This is a genomic window from Delftia sp. K82 (assembly GCF_002193035.1).
GTDB lineage: Bacteria > Pseudomonadota > Gammaproteobacteria > Burkholderiales > Burkholderiaceae_C > Comamonas > Comamonas acidovorans.
On the sequence record NZ_MYFL01000001.1, the window covers coordinates 2,139,552 to 2,158,129 of the forward strand.

18 protein-coding genes are annotated in these 18,578 nt (G+C 67.4%); all 18 read right to left on the reverse strand.

Annotation, left to right across the window (positions count from 1 at the left end; all coding sequences use genetic code 11):
• Positions 1–49: 49 nt before the first annotated feature.
• The 18 genes from KDK82_RS09485 to KDK82_RS09570 all read right to left on the reverse strand — a co-directional run bounded on the left by KDK82_RS09485 (position 50) and on the right by KDK82_RS09570 (position 18,567).
• A complete protein-coding gene (locus KDK82_RS09485) occupies positions 50–613 on the reverse strand; it encodes a hypothetical protein (protein ID WP_088164696.1) in 564 nt (187 codons plus the stop codon).
• Positions 614–617: 4 nt separating this feature from the next.
• Entirely contained in the window at positions 618–998 is a 381-nt protein-coding gene (locus KDK82_RS33115) for a hypothetical protein (RefSeq protein ID WP_256974431.1), read from the reverse strand.
• 244 nt (positions 999–1,242) lie between these two features.
• Positions 1,243–2,025 (reverse strand): hypothetical protein, encoded by a 783-nt coding sequence (locus tag KDK82_RS09495; protein WP_256974432.1) that lies wholly within the window; start codon positions 2,023–2,025, stop codon positions 1,243–1,245.
• A gap of 81 nt (positions 2,026–2,106) precedes the next feature.
• On the reverse strand, positions 2,107–3,303 hold the full coding sequence (gene tssG / locus KDK82_RS09500; RefSeq protein WP_088164699.1) for a type VI secretion system baseplate subunit TssG: 1,197 nt from the start codon (positions 3,301–3,303) through the stop codon (positions 2,107–2,109).
• Positions 3,300–5,174 (reverse strand): type VI secretion system baseplate subunit TssF, encoded by a 1,875-nt coding sequence (gene tssF / locus KDK82_RS09505; protein WP_012205684.1) that lies wholly within the window; start codon positions 5,172–5,174, stop codon positions 3,300–3,302. The genes tssG and tssF overlap by 4 nt, the downstream gene beginning before the upstream one ends.
• A 23-nt stretch (positions 5,175–5,197) precedes the next feature.
• Positions 5,198–5,752, reverse strand: coding sequence for a type VI secretion system baseplate subunit TssE (gene tssE / locus KDK82_RS09510; protein WP_012205683.1), 555 nt, complete (start codon positions 5,750–5,752; stop codon positions 5,198–5,200).
• Between the two features lie 9 nt (positions 5,753–5,761).
• Entirely contained in the window at positions 5,762–6,292 is a 531-nt protein-coding gene (locus tag KDK82_RS09515) for a hypothetical protein (RefSeq protein ID WP_088164700.1), read from the reverse strand.
• Positions 6,293–6,309: 17 nt separating this feature from the next.
• Entirely contained in the window at positions 6,310–7,242 is a 933-nt protein-coding gene (locus KDK82_RS09520; protein WP_043823013.1) for a hypothetical protein, read from the reverse strand.
• Positions 7,243–7,288: 46 nt separating this feature from the next.
• Complete coding sequence (locus KDK82_RS09525; protein ID WP_088164701.1) at positions 7,289–8,095, reverse strand: type VI secretion system accessory protein TagJ; 807 nt, start codon at positions 8,093–8,095, stop codon at positions 7,289–7,291.
• A gap of 48 nt (positions 8,096–8,143) precedes the next feature.
• Positions 8,144–8,689 (reverse strand): hypothetical protein, encoded by a 546-nt coding sequence (locus KDK82_RS09530; RefSeq protein WP_256974433.1) that lies wholly within the window; start codon positions 8,687–8,689, stop codon positions 8,144–8,146.
• Positions 8,690–8,709: 20 nt separating this feature from the next.
• Positions 8,710–9,081 carry a hypothetical protein gene (locus tag KDK82_RS09535; protein WP_013802359.1) on the reverse strand — a complete coding sequence of 124 codons (372 nt, stop codon included), beginning with the start codon at positions 9,079–9,081 and terminating at the stop codon, positions 8,710–8,712.
• 117 nt (positions 9,082–9,198) lie between these two features.
• Positions 9,199–10,692, reverse strand: coding sequence for a type VI secretion system contractile sheath large subunit (gene tssC / locus KDK82_RS09540; protein WP_012205676.1), 1,494 nt, complete (start codon positions 10,690–10,692; stop codon positions 9,199–9,201).
• 28 nt (positions 10,693–10,720) lie between these two features.
• The gene (gene tssB / locus KDK82_RS09545) at positions 10,721–11,263 is read right to left on the reverse strand and encodes a type VI secretion system contractile sheath small subunit (protein WP_013802360.1); all 543 of its coding nucleotides are present in this window, start codon (positions 11,261–11,263) and stop codon (positions 10,721–10,723) included.
• A 123-nt stretch (positions 11,264–11,386) separates the two neighbouring features.
• Positions 11,387–11,809, reverse strand: a complete 423-nt coding sequence (locus tag KDK82_RS09550; protein WP_088164703.1) for a hypothetical protein — start codon at positions 11,807–11,809, stop codon at positions 11,387–11,389.
• Entirely contained in the window at positions 11,806–12,831 is a 1,026-nt protein-coding gene (gene tssA, locus KDK82_RS09555; RefSeq protein ID WP_088164704.1) for a type VI secretion system protein TssA, read from the reverse strand. The genes KDK82_RS09550 and tssA overlap by 4 nt, the downstream gene beginning before the upstream one ends.
• A 57-nt stretch (positions 12,832–12,888) precedes the next feature.
• Positions 12,889–13,593, reverse strand: a complete 705-nt coding sequence (gene tagF / locus KDK82_RS09560) for a type VI secretion system-associated protein TagF (protein WP_034393871.1) — start codon at positions 13,591–13,593, stop codon at positions 12,889–12,891.
• Positions 13,575–17,231, reverse strand: coding sequence for a type VI secretion system membrane subunit TssM (tssM, locus tag KDK82_RS09565; RefSeq protein ID WP_088164705.1), 3,657 nt, complete (start codon positions 17,229–17,231; stop codon positions 13,575–13,577). Before tssM ends, tagF begins: the two co-directional genes overlap by 19 nt.
• A 4-nt stretch (positions 17,232–17,235) precedes the next feature.
• The gene (locus tag KDK82_RS09570) at positions 17,236–18,567 is read right to left on the reverse strand and encodes a DotU family type VI secretion system protein (RefSeq protein WP_034393865.1); all 1,332 of its coding nucleotides are present in this window, start codon (positions 18,565–18,567) and stop codon (positions 17,236–17,238) included.
• Positions 18,568–18,578 lie beyond the last annotated feature (11 nt).

The window sequence follows — 18,578 nt, forward strand, 5'->3', positions numbered from 1 at the left end:
GGTCTTGGGTGCGGAAAAAGAGTGGATGAATGGGGGCCGGGCATGCCGGCTAGCGGAGGGGGCGGACTTCGACCTTGCGGCCCTTGGCCTGGCACTGCGCCAGCAGCCGGTCGACCCAGGTGCGTTCGACAAGGATGCTGCTGCCGGTCGTTTCCTGCGCCGTTTCACGGACGTCGGTGGCGAGGTGAATAGCCTTGGCTTCAGACAAGGCATCGCCATCCCATTGCGCTTCATCCGGCGATGGTTTGGCGGTGAAGCGGCGCTGTCCCAGATTGGCGATCTGGCCACCTTCGAGCCAGACCATCCAGACCGACAATCGCGCAGGGACTGCGCTGCGGTTGTGCTGTTGCACGAAGCAAAAGCGCTGGAGGGCTGCAGGCTTTCCGTGGCCAGTCGATGCCTGGCGGCTCTTCAAATGGATACGCAGGGCGGCTGGAGAAGGAGTCAGGGATTGCGCCGGACGCGAGAAATCGGAGGCCCGCCCGCTTTCCGGCGCTGCCAGCAAAGGCAGAGCCAATCCCGCCAGGGTGGCCAGCAGACACCTTGCGAGCAGGCGACGGCCTTGCCTGAAACGGCATGGCCCGGGAAAGCGGTTGCGTCCGATATGCGGCATGCGGCTATCGGGCAGGAGCCACTTTGATGGTGCGGCCCTTGGCCTTGCACTGCGCCAGCAGTCTGTTCACCCAGGCGCGTTCGACGAGAAAGCTGCTGCCGTAGATTTCCTCTGCCGTTTCACGGACGTCTGTGGCGAGGTGGATGGACTTGCTTCGTGCCAAGCCTTGGCCGTCTTCTTCGGCCTCTTGCGCCGTCGCGTGGACCTGGGCCGGCAGCCGACCCAGATTGAGAATCTCGCCGCCGTCTTGCCAGATCATCCAGACGAAGGGTCCTGGATCTTCGGGTGGCGTGGAGCGCTGCTGGACAAAGCAAAAGTGCTGGGGCTTCCCCGCCATGGATGTGCCTGCACGCCTTTCCTTGAGCTGAAGGTAGGCGCGCAGCACGGTGGGCGAGGGGATGCTTGCCTTGCTGGGGCGCGAAAAGTCGGCGGGAACGGGATCTCGGGGTGCTGCTGGTGTTGGCGTAGCGGTGGCGTTGTCTGCCGCTTCAGATGTATGGGCAGGCGCGGAGACAGACAGAGCCAGCGTGGCCACTAGACATGCAGTCCATCGTATGCGGCAGGCGGGTAGCCAGGAACTCTTGGGTTGTGGCATGGGCATGGTGTCGGGAGTTGGTGGGACAGGGTCTTTAGTCCTGCTTGCGCAGTCGGGCATGCGTGTAGAAGGTGTTGCCCATGAGCGTGGCGTGCACCTTGAAATCCGGACCGGGCGAACCACTGCCTTCCGATCGCCAGGCATACAGGCCGGTGCTTGTGGGATCCGCAGCGAGCGGTTCGGAGGCAACAGTGATGGCCGCTTGTACAAACTGCTGGTACGCCGTCCGCTTGCCATGCAGGCCGTTGTTGGCGATCTGCAGGTAGTCCGTGAGGTTTTCCTGCATGTTTTGGTTCAGCGTGGGATAGGTCGGAAAGCCATGGAACTGCACCATGCCTCGGTCGTTGGCCTTGATGATGTCGGCGATGGTGGTTGCACCGCGGGCCATGAACTCCTCGGGCTTGCCGCTCTTGAGCCGGTTCTCGATGACGCGACGCATCCAGCGCATGGACGTCAGGACGTCGGAAGCTTTCCATGCGACGTTTCGGGGGGCGCCGTCTGGCGAGAAGTTCTCGGCCAACAGCAGGCGTACCAGCATCCCCTCCGTCGTCTTCTCCGCAGGCAGCGAAATGCTCTTCTCCACCTGCACGGTGATGGCTGCGGGCATGACGCTGAGCCCGGTTCCCTGCACCGCCACGATGCTGAGCTTGGTGAGCCCGGGCTGCTGGGCCACGAAGTCGAATTGCCAGCTGTCGGCGCGGGCGTTGTGGGCGGGGGGCTGGGCCGCAAGAATGCTGGGCGCATCGATCCTGGCGCCCAGCTTGTAGGTCTTTGCGACGGCCTCGAGCTTGACGCGCAGGCGGTTGCCTTCGACCAACGTCAGCGTGGAAGGGACCGGTGCGTTGTGCAGGAACTTGATCTGTACGGTGGGCATGTGTGCGAGCAGGGAAGTGGTGATTCAGTGGTTCGGGGATTCAGTGGTTCGAGGGCTGGGGCCCGGGCGCCGGCCGCGCACGGGCTGGCGGCGCTGGCGCAGCCAGGCTTCGGGGTCCAGGCGGAAGTCGCGCGCGTCCTGGGCGGGCTCGGCGTGGGTGAGCCAGGTGGTCCAACCCAGCTGGGTGCTGCTGCCCAGCCGGGCGGCGGGCACTTCCTGGCGGCGCAGCACCAGCACGTAGTCCCAGGCGAATTCGATGCCCAGGTAGTTGCGCACCCAGTCCACCAGGGTCTGGAACAGTGCGGCCTGGGGCAGCAGCTGCTGGTATTGCGCCAGGCCCAGCGGGCCGAGCACCAGGCGGAACTTGCTTTGCGCATCGGGCACGCGCGAGCCCACGACGGCGTCCACGCCTAGGCGCGAGTTGCAGGGGCGGCCCTGCAGCCGGGTCTGCTGCTCGGGCTCCAGCTCCAGGTGGTGCAGGCAGTTTTCTTCCAGCTTCACGGGAATCTGGAAGTAGTGCGACAGGGCCTGGCACAGGCCTTCGGGGTTGCGCGTCCAGCGGGTCAGATGGCCGGCCATGAAGCGCTTGGCGTGGTCTGGCACGTGGTCGCGCGCGCGCTGGCTGGGCAGGCCGGCGCCTATGAAACTGTCTATGTAGCGGCCAAAGGGGTCTTCGCCCGGGCGGTCCAGCGATGCGGTGGGCTGTGCGTCCGACCAGGCGCGGAACAGCAGCAGCAGCATGCGGTGGTGAAAGATGTCGGAAAAGCGTGCCAGCGTGGCGTCGTCATGCTGGCGCAGGCGCTCGCGCACGTATTCGGTGATGTGCGTGGGCAGCGGGCCGTTGGGGCCGTAGAGGCCGAAGTTCCAGACCGTCATGCGCTCGGGCTCGCCGGCGCGCGAGGGCAGGATTTCGGCAATGGTGGCGGGGGCGAAGGCCAGCGACGGGTCCTGGCCCAGGCGCAGCGGCTCGTCCTTGGGGCGCGTGGCCTGGCCCAGGCGCGGCAGCGCGGGATGGCGTGCCTGCAGGTAGCGCAGGCTGTGCATCAGGTCGAACTGGTAGGGCTTGGCGCTCAGGCGCTGCCAGAACAGGCGCGCCCGGGCGTCGTCGGGCCCGGCGGCCTGCACGGGCGCACGCGCGGGCGCCGGAGCTGGAGCTGGAGCTGGAGCCGCAGACTGGGGGTGTTCCGGTTCGGGCAGGGGGGCGTGGGCGGCGTTGCTCATATGCCGGGCCTTTGTCCGGGGCGCGGAGTCCAGCGCGCGACGGGGCCGCGCTGGCGCGAGTGCAGCTGCAGCTCGGTGAAGCTGTTGACGCCCACATGGCGGGCGAAGAATCGCTCCAGCACATTGGACAGGGGCCAGGGGCTGACGCCGGCCATGGCCGGCTCGTCCACGCTCAGGTGTACGCCCACGCCGCGGCCGTAGACCAGTTGGCGGTGCTGGGGCAGGCGGCGCGTGATGGGTTCGATGCGCATGCCCTGGATGGCGGCGATCTGCCCGGCCAACTGGTGGTTGCCCAGGTCCAGGTACAGGCGCAGCAGCTCCTGCAGCGTGGCCGCGCCTTCCTCGTCGGACAGATCGGTCATGGCTAGGTAGTTCAGGCTCAGGTGGGAGATCAATCGCCAGGTCAGGCCTCCGTCGGCCACGGCGGGGATGGGCGCGCTGGGGCCGGCGATGGCGCGGGCCCATTCCACGGGCGCCGATTCCTGCAGCGCAAAGTCGCCGCCCGGCTGGTTGACGCGCATGAGCAGGGGCAGGTCGCGGTTGGTGCACAGGGTGTGCATGGACAGCTGCTTGAGGTCGTCGGAGAACGGGGCCTCGCGCTGGTCCACCAGGGAGATGAAGACTTCCGAGCCCAGGTACTGCGTGCGCGGGCCGCTGCGCAGGCTGCGCTCGGAAAACAGCCGGGGCTCGCGCCGCGTGGTGAAGTAGGCCTGCTCGGTGGAGTGCAGGCCGTGCGTGGATGCGTACAGCGGCGCGAATTCGCGGTCCTGGGTCTTGCCTTCGTGGTGGCCGGTGACGGCCTGCACGCCATAGACCTCGAAGTCCAGCGGCCGCGTGCGGTCGGGAATGACGTGGTACTCGTGCACGTTGGAGGCCACATGCAGGCGGTCCGCCGTGTACTCGAACAGGTTGATGGCCGGAATGCAGTGCATCAGCAGCTTGGCCGCGTCGATCTGCGGCTCCAGCGTGGGCGCGGCGCGGCGCAGCAGCACGGTGATGCCCACGCCGTCATGGGCAATGCGGCGCATGCTGCGCGACAGGCCGTTGATCGAGAAGAACCGCTGCCGTGCGGGAAACGCAAAGTACTCGTGCAGCAGACGGTGGCCCTGGAAGGCGCGGTGCGAATAGGGGATCAGCGCCTGCTCGCTGTCATGGCCTTCGGCGCGCAGTGCATCGGGCTGCAGCACGTCCCAGACCTGGCGCGGGTCCTGCGGGTGGTGGACCACGATGGCCAGCGTCTGCGTGTGGATGAGTTCCTGCAGGTGGGAGGCGACGACATCGCCCGCATGGATGTAGACCCACAGCTGGTCCATCGCCAGCTGCATGCACTGCGAGGCGTCCAGCGTGGCCAGCTGCAGGCGCAGGTGGCCGCCGGCCTCGCCCAGCTGGGGTACCAGGGCATGGGGCAGGTCCAGCGCCGGGCCGCCCAGGCGCGCCTGGCGTATCTCCAGCGGCCACAGCGTCAGCGGCCCGCCGGTGCGGAATTCGCAGATGGTCTGCTCTTCCTGTGACTTGTGGGTGCGCAGCACGCTGCCCGAAGGCAAGGTGAAGCCGTCCACGAGGTTGCCTTCCTTGGCGCTGGGCTTGAGCTGGACCACCACCATGGATGGCGTGGGCGCCAGGTAGTGGGGGCAGACCATCTCCATCATGCGCTGGGACAGGCGCGGAAACTCCGCATCCATCTTCAGCTGGATGCGCGCGCTCAGAAAGCTGAAGCCTTCCAGGAGGCGCTCCACATAGGGGTCGGCCACATCGGTGTCGTGCAGGGAAAGGCGGCCCGCCACCTTGGGGAAGGCGGCGGCGAACTCGGCGCCCAGCTCGCGCAGATAGGCCAGTTCGCGGTTGTAGTACTCGACGAGGCGGGGATTCATGGTGTGTGTGGCGGCGTCCGGGCTCAGGCCCTGAGGTTTTGCAGCGAGACCTGGCCGGTCTCCAGGTCCAGGCTGGTCTTGAGCAGCAGCTCCAGCGGATAGGGCATGGACCAGAACTGGCAGCGGATCTCGAACTGCAGCGTGTTGTGGTGGTTGAGCTGCTCGGTGGAGGCCAGCAGCGTCACGGCCAGCGTCTTGGGCAGGATGCGCGGCTCGAAGGCCAGGATGCTTTCGCGGATGCTGCGCTCCACATGGCTCCAGTCCAGCTCGGAAAGCAGCTGGCCGGCCAGCGGCGGCATGCCGTAGTTGATGACCGAGCGCTGCACATGCTCCAGCCCCTCCATCTCCACGTGGTCCCAGGCATCGCGCGCATTGAGCAGCCAGCCCAGGTCGCGCAGCAGGGCCTCGCGCAGGCGGGATTCGTTCACGAAGACCGCGTCGGGCCGCTCGGTGCGCAGATGGGGCTCATGGTCGGTCAACCGGTCCAGCAGGGCGGGCTGCAGCCGATCCTTGGCTGCGGTCGCCTGGTTCTGGCGCGTGCGCAGCGTGGGCATGGGGTTGAGGGGACTGGGGCGCATGCAGGGTCCTCAGGAGCTGAAGTGGCTGGAAAGGGAGGGCAGGCTGGAGGACTCTTTCGTCCGCAGCGCCTGCTCATTCACCCATTCACGGCTTTTGCCGCGCACGCACCATGCGGGGTTGCTGACCCAGTCGGTGAAGTACATGCTGGGATGGCCTTGAAGGATGTTGCAGCGCTCATATCCCATCCGGGGCATGGCGTAGTGCTGCAGTGGCGCAACTACCAGAAAGGACACGGCAATGGAAAGCACATTGATGGCGAGGACGCCCATCAGTGCGTACTCCACCTTCTTGAGCACGGTCTTGCTGCAGGGAATGGCATTGGCGATGACCGCTGCAGTCATCACCAGCGGGAAGGCCAGCGCTGTGATGGCCAGTGGCGACAGCGGCGTGATCCTGACGGCAGGCGCGCGATCGAGCAGGCCCCGGATGTCGGGCGCAATCTCCGCCAGCACCAGGTACGCATTGGCCGCGAGCAGGGCCAGGCCAAGGGGGATGGCCCAGATGGCGTTCCTGCGGTTCTGGCGGACGCGGTCTTGCATGGAGTATTCGGTCCCTGTCACTTCTGGCGGTTGATGCTGCACAAGAGGCCGGTACTGCCGGGGCCGGGCGCGCAGGCGATGTCACCGTCGGGCTGCTGACCGTTGTCCTGGTTCAGCTTCTTCCATTCGGGCGACTGGGTGTTGACGCGGTACAGGCCCTGGGGCGTGTCATCGGTCAGGGATTTCAGGGCGGAAATCACCTTTTGCTTGATCTGCCATTTCTGGTCGGCTGCATTCAGCGCCATGCCTGTGACCAGCACGGCCACAGCCATGGCGGCCAGCGGGAGCACGGCCACGGCGGTGGCGCCAGCCACGGCAGCGCCTATGCCAAGGCCCACCATGGTGGCCAGGCCGGCCTTGACGGCCTCCACGCCAATGCCGCCGACCAGGTCGTGCATGGTCTTTTCGTCGTTGAACATGAAGTCCAGCGACTCGATGAGGCTGGAGACCACCACGCCCAGGATGAAGCCGCCCCTGGCCACGTTCTGCAGCCCGCGCATGCCCAGGCCCATCTGCACCATGCGCGGGTTGGAGGCCAGGTAGCGCGTGCCGCGCAGCAGGTGACCGCGCAGGCCCGCATGGCCCCTGATGATGATGTAGGTGCCGCTGGACGTGGTCTTGACATAGGAGCCCACGCCGGCCATGCCCAGGGCCTGCAGGGTTCTGGCGATCATGTAGGCATCCATGGAGCCCAGGGCCGCAGGCGCGACCCAGGGCTCGCCCACGTTGGGGCTCATCACCTTGGTCCAGTACTCGCCCAGCGGAGTCTGCGCCAGGATGGCGTGCAGCCGGGAGGCGAGCCGCGGGTCGATGCGTGCCTTGTCCGCGAGGATGCCCAGGTACTCCAGGGGCGTGAGCACCAGGACATCCAGCTGGCGCCTTTCCATCTCATCGGCGATGGACTTGGCGTAGTTGACTTGGAAGAGGGTGAAGGCAATCGATGCGGACATTGTGGGCAGGTGTCTGGTCTTGCGGATGGGGAAAAGGGGCGGGGGATCAGGCAGCGGTGCTCAGCGTGAGCTGGCGTACCTGCAGCATGGGAAAGTCCTCGGAGTCGGTGACCCAGGTGCGCTGGCCGTGGCCGGCCACGTGGCCTGCGGATTCGTCAGGATCGGAGGCATCTGTGTCCAGCGGGCTCCACTGCGTGCGGCGCGACATGCGGACGGCATCGTCATCGCCGGGCGCCAGCGGATAGCGCGCAGGCATGAAGCCCTGCAGCGCGCCGCCCTCGCGCAGCGTGACCTCGCAGGGCAGCCAGATCAGGTCGCGCAGGTCCTGCACGGGCTCGAAGCCGATCTGTGCAATGGCGTCGAAGGGCAGCCAGTAGTAGCTGCCGTGGGCCAGCAGCTCGCACACGGGCCCCAGGCGGGTATCGCTGTCGGCCAGCCATTCGAAGCGGTGCTCGCCCATGTGGCCGGCCGTGGCGGGCGCCTCGTCCAGGGCGCGGGCACGCAGGTCCTGGGCGGCCGCTCCTTCATGGGCCAGGGCGTCGATCAGGCAGGCCAGCCATTGCGCGGGCTCGCCCATGAGAAAGGGCTTTTTCTTGCCGGCGAAGACCTCGGCACGCAGCACTTCGCAGCGGATGGCCTCGCGGTAGGCGCGCGCCATGGGCTCGCACGACGGGTCGAGCTGGGCGCACAGCTGCAGCTGCTCCAGTGCCTTTTGCCATTCGCCCAGCACGCACAGCAGCTGGAAGTAGTAGACGCGCAGGGGCGCCGAGGCCGGGGCCTGGCGGATCTGGTCCTTCAGGGCCTTGAGTTGCTCGTCCAGGGAAAGCTGTGAGGTGAAGCTGGGCAGGGGCATGGTGAAAACGCAGGAAAAAGAGAGGGGCGGGGTGCGGCTGCGCCCCGGTCAGTCGTCGTAGGAGCGGCAGCCCCAGCGCACGGCGTCGGGCGCCTCGCCGGCCACATGGCCGATGACGATGCGCGGTGGCGTCTCGTCCAGGCCCTTTCTGAGCGGCATGGCGCGTGCGTACTGGGCGGGCAGCTCGCCGAAACCTTCCAGGTTCCAGCTGCTGCGCGCCTGCGGCCGGGCCTTGGTGCGCTGGACCAGCGCCTGCAGGCTGCCCGTGGCGCGCGCCGCGACAATGCTGCCGCTGCCGCCGCGCACGGTGATGGAGGACACCTGCGTGCCATCGATCTCCAGCGGCGTGGCAAACAGGTAGAGCAGGTCCAGGCTTTCGCCGGGCGCGCGGTCCACCACGGTCACGCCCTGGGCGCGCAGGCGCTGGGCCAGCGCTTCGTCGCGGCCATCGGGAAACTCGATGCGGCAATGCAGGGCGTCGGTGAACAGGGTGGTGATGTCCGCTGCCGTTGTCGTGGTGGGGGCGGCCTGCACCGTGGCGCAGGCCGTGCCGGCCAGCAGCAGGGTGAAGAAGGCTTTGGAAAAGGCGTTCATGGCGTGGCTCAATGGGCTCATCAGGGATGGCGGTAGATCTTGAAAGCGGGCTTGTGGGTGCGGTAGCCGGGGCCTGCCCAGAAGCCGTTCTGCTTGAAGTCCGAGATCCAGACGCTTCCGTCGAACATTTGCATGTGGCCTGCAGGCGAGGAGGTGAAGCCCTGCATCACGGCCACATCGCCTTTCTTGTAGCCACCTTCAGGCATGGCGTCGTAGCGTGTGAAGCCGGCGGCCACCAGGCTGGTGCCGTAGTCCTTGGCATCGCGCGTGCGCTGCAGTGCGATGCCGCCAGCGCCGATCGCATCGCGCACATAGCGCGCGCAGTAGCCGGCCGAGCTGGCGCGGGCATTGGTCTGCAGGGTGGCGACGGCGTTGTCTACATTCCAGGGCATGAAAAGCCTCTCTGAGTTGGGTCCTGGAGGGGAAAGCTTCTCCAGGCCTGTTTCTTGTTATGGGGCCTGGCCCTGGTGCGAGCGTGTCGGCACCAGGAGCCAGGTAGGCGGGCAGTCTTACTTCGCGCCCTGCTTCACGGAAGGCAGCTTGGACACCAGGCGCAGCGACACGGTCAGGCCTTCCAGCTGGTAGTGGGGGCGCAGGAAGAACTTGGAGGTGTAGTAGCCGGGGTTGCCCTCGACTTCCTGCACCTGCACCTCGGCGGCGGCCAGAGGCTTGCGGGCCTTGGTCTCCTGCGAGGAGTTGGCCGGGTCGCCGTCCACGTAGTTCATGATCCAGTCGTTGAGCCAGCGCTCCATGTCGGTGCGCTCGCGGAAGGAGCCGATCTTGTCGCGCACGATGCACTTGAGGTAATGCGCGAAGCGGCAGCAGGCGAACATGTAGGGCAGGCGCGCCGACAGGTTGGCATTGGCCGTGGCGTCGGAGTCGTAGTACTCGGCGGGCTTGGCCAGCGACTGGGCGCCGATGAAGGCGGCCACGTCCGAGTTCTTGCGGTGCACCAGGGGCATGAAGCCGTTCTTGGCGAGCTCGGCCTCGCGGCGGTCGCTGATGGCGATTTCCGTGGGGCACTTCATGTCCACGCCGCCATCGTCGGTGGGGAAGGTGTGGGCCGGCAGGTTGTCCACCGCGCCGCCCGATTCCACGCCGCGGATGGAGGTGCACCAGCCGTAGTACTTGAACGAGCGGTTGATGTTGACCGCCATGGCGTAGGCCGAGTTGGCCCAGCAGTACTTGCCGTGGTCGCCGCTGTCGGTCTCTTCCTCGAAGTCGAATTCATCGACCGGGTTGGTGCGCGCGCCGTAGGGCAGGCGTGCCAGGAAGCGGGGCATGGCCAGGCCGATGTACTTGGCGTCGTCGGACTCGCGCAGGCTGCGCCAGGCGGCGTACTCGGTATTGGTGAAGATCTTGGTCAGGTCGCGCGGGTTGGCCAGCTCCTGCCAGGATTCCATCTGCATGATGGCGGGCGCCGCGCCCGAGATGAAGGGGCAGTGGGCCGCGGCAGCCACCTTGGCCATTTCACCGAGCAGCTCCACGTCCGGCGGGCTGTGGTCGAAGTGGTAGTCGCCCACCAGGCAGCCGAAGGGCTCGCCGCCGAACTGGCCGTACTCCTCTTCGTACACCTTCTTGAAGACGGGGCTCTGGTCCCAGCCCACGCCCTTGAAGCGGCGCATGTTGCGGTGCAGCTCCTTCTTGGAGATGTTCATGACGCGGATCTTGAGCATCTCGTCCACCTCGGTGTTGGTCACCAGGTGGTGCAGGCCGCGCCAGGCGCCTTCGAGCTTCTGGTAGTCGTCGTGGTGGATGATGCGGTTGATCTGCTCGGACAGCTTGCGGTCGATCTCGGCAATGATGGCCTGCACCGTCTGGTAGGCATCGTTGGACAGCGTGATCGCCGAGCCCAGGGCCTGCTGGGCCAGTGTCTGCACGGCCGCTTCCACGGCTTCGCGGGCCTGGTCGGTCTTGGGCTTGAATTCCTTTTGCAGCAGGCTGCCGAATTCGCTGCCGGCCAGCGCCTGGGTCGATTGTTCGAGTTGGGTTGCGGTATTCATGACGTGCTTGCCTTCCTGATGTGCTGCCTCAAGCCTCGGATGCAGGGCCCAAGGCCTGCGGGGCAGTGATGTTGGGCGCGGCGGCCAGCGACTTGAGCAGCGCAGGGTCCTTGAGCACCTTGCCTATCAGCTCCTCGGCGCCCTGCTTGCCGTCCATATAGGAAAGCAGGTTGTGCAGCTGGGTACGGGCCTCCAGCAGCGAGTTGAGCGCGCCCACGCGCCGCGCGATGGCGGCGGGGGAGAAGTCCTCCATGCTCTCGAAGCTCAGGTCGATGTTGAGCTTGCCCTCGCCCGTCAGCGTGTTGTCCACCTGGAACGCAACGCGGGGCTTGATGGACTTCATGCGCGCATCGAAGTTGTCGATGTCGATTTCCAGGAACTTGCGGTCGGCGATTTCGGGCAGCGGATCGACGGGCTTGCCCGACAGATCGGCCAGCACGCCCATCACGAAGGGGATCTGCACCTTCTTTTCCGAGCCGTAGATCTCGACGTCGTACTCGATCTGCACGCGCGGCGCACGGTTGCGCGCGATGAATTTCTGACCACTCTTGCCGGTTTTGGTGAGCGACATGCGGGTGTTCCTTTCAAGAAAAAAATAGGTCGCAGAAGTAAAAAGCCTGGAGTCCCGCCTTGCGGCGGACCGAAGGGCTGAGGGCGCAAGAGGCCGTGTGGAAACAGGTGGATGGGGTGGGTGTCATGGGGCAGCCAGCTCCTTGAAAGCGAAGTCCGGGTCCAGCAGGTCCGTGCATTCCTCGCAGTAGAGGTAGGCGATGGAGCGCTTGTTCTCCGCCGTTCCCCAGCCCGTGCCGCTGTCGATGGTCAGGTTGACCTGGCGGCCTCCCTTGAAGCGCACGACGGCACGGGCACTGCAGCTACCGGTTTCATAGGCATGCGCGTAATTGAACTGGCTGCTGGGCTTGGCGTGGCGCAGGAAGTAGCGCGCGCGCTTTTCGTCAATGCGCAGTGAATCGCAATGGATGCGGGGGTCTTCGCTTTTGGCGGTGCCGTCGCGGATCGTGATGCGCTCGATGGCGTTTGCAGGCCGTGCACCGGCATCTGCGAAGGCTGGCGTCGAGAGACCCACGCCCAGGGCCATGAAACAGCATTTGGCATTCATGTCTGCTGGTCCTGCAGGTGGGCGCCCGTGATCACTTCCACCTGGGCCAGGCTGTCGGGCGACAGTTCGCGCAGGATGTCCATGAAGCCCATGCGCATGAAGCGGGCGGCACGGCGGATGAGCAGGGGGGCGGGGTTGGAGGGCTCGGTGCGCTCCACGAAGGCGGCGATCTCCAGCAACTGGGCAATCGCCTGTTCGCGGTTGCGCGCCGGGGCGGGTGCCGAGCCTGGCGCGGGGTGGGCCACCGTGCCGCCCTCTGTACCGGTTTGTGCGGCCGGATCGGCTTCGGCGGCCGTGTCGGCATCGGCTGTGGACTGGGGCTGCCATTGCCTCAGGGCCAGCAGCAGCTGGCGCAGGCCGTCGAGCTCGGGCTGCTGGTGGCTGGGCAGGTGCTGTTCGCAGCAGGCGCGGATCCGGTCGAGTTCCTGCAGCGCAGGGGTGACGGCCAGCAGGGTTTCGTGGCCCTCGGCATGCGCGCGTGCCGAGGCCATGCGCAATTCGTCGGCGGTCAGGTGCGGCAGGTCCTCGGGCACGTTGCCCTTGGCCATCAGTTCGGCGTCGCGCACGCTGATCTGGCCCAGCGCGCCGCGCAGGAAGTCGGCGTTGCGCAGGTCACGCACAAAGCCTGTCACGTCCGACAGGGTGCCCAGGGCATTCATGCGCATGAAGTAGTCGTCGCCATCCTCGGGCAGGGGGTGGACATGCTCCCAGTGGCGCTCCAGCAGGGCGCCGCACAGCTGCAGGCCCTGCAGCGTGCCGGGCAGGCCGTGCAGGATGGTCCAGGCATGGCACAGCAGCACGGCCACGCGCAGGTCCTTGGTGCGCTGCATCAGGGCCGAGGCCTGGCGCTCCACGTCGCGCCAGTCCGGTGGCTCGGCGGGGATGACGGTGTCGCCGAACTGCTGTTCTACCTTGCCCTGCGCAGCGCTTTCCATGGCCTGGAAATCGTTGTCATAGGTAAGGTCCGGGCCGCAGGGCGGCTCGGCGGCGGTCTCGGTCAGCAGGTCCTGGATATTGGCCATGGGCGGGTCGGTATTGCTTGGGTATGGTGTGGAGTGGACGGTGCGATCTGGACGAACTCAGGCGCCCTTGAACAGCCGGGTGAACAGGCGGCGGTGCAGCACTTCGTGCTGGACCACTTCGTCAGGGGCGTGGCGCGGCGTGGCCGAGATCCACCAGACGGAGGTGGTGGAGCCCGGGCGCATGCAGGCGCGCCAGTCCATGCGCGGCAGGCGCGCGGCGTTGCCTTGCGAGGTGCCCATGTCGAGGTCGGCCAGCAGGCTGTGGATGGAGGCGCTGCCCGGCGTGCGGCCGTCCTGCTGGAACGGCCATTGCAGGGTGGCCAGCCGCTCGTCGAGCTGCTGGGCTGACAGGGGCAGGCGCCGGGCGTCGATGAGTGCATCGCGTGCGCCGCTCAGAAAGCGTTCGATGTCCTGGTCGGACGCCGGCATGCCGGAGCTGCCGTCCACCGTGGCCATGATGGCCAGTGGAAAGAGCCGGCCGATGCGGTCGGAGCTGGGTCCGATCACGCCCACCATGGGCTGGCCCAGGATGGAGGCGGGGCACAGGAAGAACCACAGCGGCGAGTGCACGAAGCGCGTGGACCAGTTGTCGGCCGCATCGCTGCGCAGCTGGTCCATGCCGTTGCGCAGCCACTCGTCCCAGCGCATGGTCAGTGCGTGGGGCATGCGCCGGCCGACGAAATCGCCCTGGCTTGGCAGCTTGCCCCACCAGGCGGCGCAGGGTCGCTGGAGGGTCATGGCGTTCACAGCCGGTCCGGACATTCGAATTCCTCCATGGCCTTGAGCCGGAATGGGTTGAGGACGCTGCTGGTGGTGACTTCCATGCGCAGCTTGCGTCCGTCGATGGTGAAGATGGCCGTGAAACGCTCGGGCGAGTTGCCCGGCAGGATCTGGGCACGGTCGAACAGGCGGTGCAGCGCCCAGGGGCCTTCGGTCACGATGCCGGTGTTCTGGGCGCCGGCGGCCGTGATCTGCAGCCGGGCCTGGCCGGTGCCGCGCGTGCCCGGCCAGGAGACGGCCTTGGGGATTTGCGGGCCGTGCTGGTAGCGCACGATTTCGCCGTCCACGTCCAGCACCATCTGGGAGATGGAGGCGTCCATGTCCAGCGGCTTGATCTCCAGCCGGATGCTGGGCGTGTTGCCGCCTGCGCGGAAGAACACGTCGCGGATGGAGGCCGCGCGCTGGAAGGCGGCCAGCGAGGCAGAGCCCCCCACCGGCGTGCCGTCCACACCCTGCTTGAAGGTCCAGGGCACGGTGGAGATGTCCACCATGGTCTGCAGCTGGGTGCGGAAGAACTCGTCCATGGTGCCGCCGGTGGCGAACAGGCGGGCGAAGTCGTCCGTGGTCACGTCGCGCGTGGCGCTGCGCGTGAAGGGGTAGCGGCCCAGGATGGCCCGGCGGCAGAAGTCGCCGATGGTGGCGTTGAGGTTGCCGCCCAGCGTGCTGCGCACGCTGCTTCCCACGAAGGACGAGGTGGACGTGGCCAGGGCCTCGTACATGCTGTTGAGCGGAGGCGGCACGCGCTTGGCTTCCGAGCGCACCTTCTCCAGCGTCCCGCTCAGCGAGGGAGGCACGCCGCCGCCCTGGATCACCTGCTGGCGCGCCGAGGCGATGACGGCCGCCGCCTCGTTGAGCACCTGCAGGCTGGCGGTGATGGGCGCCGGGCCCGAGCCGTTGCTGGTGGCAAGGCGCCGGTATTCGCGGAAGCGGAAGTCCACGATGTCGGCCTCCAGCGTGCCGGTGGCCAGCATGCCGCCCACGTTCAGCGGCTTGCCGGTCAGGCGGCTGAGCTGGTGCTGTTCCTCGCGGATGCGCTGCAGTTTCTCGCCCAGCCAGCTGCTGGTGCTGCCCGAGCTGCCGCCTTCCTGCTGGTCCGGGCGGCGGGCCAGCGTGGTCTCGCGGGCCACGGCGCGGATGAACTGCTCCAGGCTGGAGTTGGCGGACGAGTACAGGCGGGCCTGCTCGCCGGCCTGCTCCAGCGAGGCCGTGCGTATGGGGCGGATGTCGGCCAGGAAGGTTTCCCACAGGCGCGCGTACTCCATGAGGTACAGACGCTTGACCTCGTTGGCCAGCTGGCCCGTGAGCACTTCCTGGGCCACGCTGCGCCGGCCTTCGGCCTGGCCCAGCACCCAGGTTTCCTCCTTGGCCAGCAAGGTGGTGACCTTGGGCAGCTCGTGCAGGAAGAGGCCGTGGTAGCCGTCATAGGTGAACAGGCCGCTGATGCCCTGGGTGAGCGGCTTGCCGCTGGCACGCGCAAAGACCTGGGGCGCCTCGGGCCCGCTGGCACGCACCACGCTGAAGTCGGGCGGCAGCTTGTCGCCGGTGTTCAGCAGCTGCTTGAGGCGGCTGTAGGCGCGCTGGGCGGGCGACATCTGGGCCAGGCGCTGGCGCACTTCGGCGACCAGGTTGGCGTCGATGGGCTGGGCGGAGACCACCACGCGGCCGTCGATGAGGCGGTCCAGGTGCTCGGACAGCTGGTCCACCAGGCCGGCCTGCACCAGATGCTGGGGCAGGGTGTTTTCCCAATCGCTGCGCAGCCAGGCCTTGACGAAGGTGGCGTCGAAGTGGTCGGGCTCATAGAGCATGAGATAGGCCTTGAGCGTCTCGTAGCTGGCCTCGGGGCTGCCGGTGCTGACCTGGCGCAGCGAGCGCGCGACATGGCTGCTCAGGCGCGGCAGCCAGGCGTCTTCCAGCAGGCGCAGGTAGGTGGCGTGGGCGGCCGTCTGCACCTTGGGCACCTGCAGCAGGCCCCAGCGCCAGCCCAGCGGGGCCGATTCCTCGAAGCGGCTGCTCTGCGCCACGCGCGCCGCATGGTTGAGCATGGGCACCAGGGCGACCACGTTGTCGGGGTCGGTGGCCTTGGATTCCTCCACGGCCTGGCGCAGCGTGCCGGCGTTGTCGGCCACTTCGTTCAGGTAGCGCTGGTTGTTCTCGTAGCTCAGCGTCCAGGCCAGGGCCGCGCCGCCCAGGGCCAGCAGCAGGGCGCACAGGCCGGCGGCCTGCATCAGGCGCAGCTGGCGCTCTTTCTTGGCGTTGCGCCCGGTCAGGCCGGACTCGTTGAACATCACGTCCTTGAACAGCGACTCCAGGAAGTAGCTGCGGCCCTGCTGTGGCACGGCATCGGCCGGCAAGCGGCCACGCAGCGCAAAGCGGCGCGACAGGGCCGACATCACGCGGTCGAAGGGCATGCCCTCCTGCGTGCCGCTGGTGAAGTAGACGCCGCGCAGCAGCGGCTTTTCCTTGAAGCGCGAGGCGGAGAACGCCGCATCCAGCGTGTCGCGCACCACGTCCTTGAGGCCGGCAAACTGCTGGGGCAGTGCGTAGAGCAGGCTGCGGCGCGCAAGGTCGGGCTCGGTCATCAGCCGCTGGGGCAGCAGGCGGTTGATTTGGGCGACCAGTGCGTCGAACTCCTCCATGTACAGGGCGCTGGCGGCCTGCGGGTCGCTGGCGGGCGAGCGCTGGGTCTTTTCGTCATAGGGGTAGGTGAAGCCCCAGACCTGGGCGCGCTCCTCGCGGCTCATGGCGCCGAAGAACTCGTTGAAGCCCGCCAGCAGGTCGCTCTTGGTGACCAGCACGTAGACGGGGAAGCGGATGGTCAGCTCCTCGCACAGCTCGCTCAGGCGCAGGCCGATCAGCTGGGCCAGCTGGGCGCGCTCGGCGTCGCTGGCACTGAGCAGTTCCTGCACGCTGAGCGTGACGATCACGCCGTTGACGGGCTGGCGTCCGCGAAAGCGCTTGAGCAGCTGCATGAAGCCCTTCCAGGCTGCCTTGTCCTGCTCCGCATCGCTTTCCTGGGTGGTATAGCGGCCGGCCGTGTCCAGCAGCACGGCCTGGTCGGTGAACCACCAGTCGCAGTTGCGCGTGCCGCCTATGCCGGGGATGGCGCGCTTGCCGAACTGGGCCGCCAGCGGGAAGTCCAGCCCCGAGTTGATCAGGGCCGTGGTCTTGCCCGAGCCCGGCGAGCCGATGATCAGGTACCAGGGCAGCTGGTAGATGTAGCGCTTGTTCCAGCGGCCGAACAGGCCGCCTTCGGTCTGGCCGAAGCGGGTCTTGCTCAGTGTGTCCAGGGCTTCCTTGAAGCGCGACTCCAGCTCGGCCACTTCCTCGGAGCCTGCTGCGGGCGTGCCGTCCGCCTCGCGCGGCGAGGTCAGGCGGGCCAGGCCGGTCATGAGGTGCTCGTTCATGCGCTGTGCGCGCCACCAGCGCAGCAGCAGGCGCAGGAACCAGAGGATGAACAGGCCGGCAATGATCCACCAGCGCACGGTGGGGCTGCCCAGTGGCTGGTAGGGCTGGATGAAGACGAGCGGGCCGACGAACCAGATGAGCAGGCTCAGGGCCACCAGGCCCAGAAGCTCCAGCATGTAGCGGTTGAACAGCCATGAGGCGATGCGACGGATCATGGGATCAGTTCCTGGTCTCGGGTGCGGCAGGCAGGGCCTGCAGTTGCTGGTCACGTTGCTGGGGAGCGACCAGCAGGACGATTTCCACCCGCCGGTTCAGCGCCCGGCCTTCTGCCGTGTTGTTGGGGGCGACGGGGTCGCTGTCGGCACGGCCCTCGGCATGCAGGCGCTGGCGGTCGCGCAGCGAGCCGCCCAGCATCTGGGACACGGCCTGGGCACGTTCCTGCGACAGGTTCCAGTTGGACGGGAAACGCGCCGTGCGGATGGGCGTGTTGTCGGTGTAGCCGTTGACGACGACCTTGCCCGGCACTTCGTCCAGGGCCGCTGCCACGCGGTGGATGACCTGCACGTAGCGGGGCTTGACGACGGTGGCGGCCGGGTCGAAGAGGCCGTCGCCGCGCAGGATGACGGTGCTGCGGTCGGCCTCGTCGCGCACGCTGACCAGGCCTTCGCGGATCTCGGGCTCCAGGAACTGGCGCAGCCGCGGCTTGAGCGTGGCGACGGTGGCGGCCGCCGAGGTGCGCGGGAAGCGGATCTCGTTGATGGCGGCGAACAGGTCGTCCGAACTGTTGGACAGCCGGTAGCTGAACCACAGGTAGATGAAGAACGCCAGCAGCAAGGTGATGGCAGCCGCCACCCACAGCGGCACCATGGCCCAGGGCGGCGAGGCCAGGCGCTGCACGCCACGCCAGTGCACGGACAGCAGGCTGCTGCGGTCGCCGCGCGTCGATTCGATGAGCTGCAGCAGGCGCGCCTTCAGCGTTTCCAGCTGGGCGCGGCCGTTGTCGATCACGCGGTAGCGGCCTTCAAAGCCCAGCATCACGCAGTAGTACAGCAGCTCGATCAGGTCGATGTGCTGGTGCGGCGTCTGCACCAGGCGGGCCAGCAGCTGAAAGAACTTCTCGCCGCCCCAGGTTTCGTTGTGCAGGGCGACCAGCAGGCTGTGCTTGGGCCAGACGCCGGCACTGCCCCAGGGTGTCTGGGCGGCGGTTTCGTCCAGCACCGTGCAGATGCAGTAGCGTGCACCGATGATGGTTTCCATGGGCACGCCGCTGGCGCCTGCGCGCTGCTCGAACTCGCGGATGTGCTCGAGCAGCAGTTGTTGCAGCGCGCGTGGGTCCTCGTTGGTGACCATGGCGCGGATCTGGGGGATGAGGTTCAGCAGCCGGTTGGCGGCGGCCACCAGCGGGTTGCCGCCGCTGACCACGTCGGGCAGGTTGGAGCGCAGCGGCTCCTGGCCGGCAGGCGCGGGCGCGGCGCTGGCCGCGCCTTCGGCACGGCCCGTGTCGGCGTCGCCGCCCCAGGGCATTTGGTGGCTGATGTTGGAACTGTTCATGTCGGAAGATG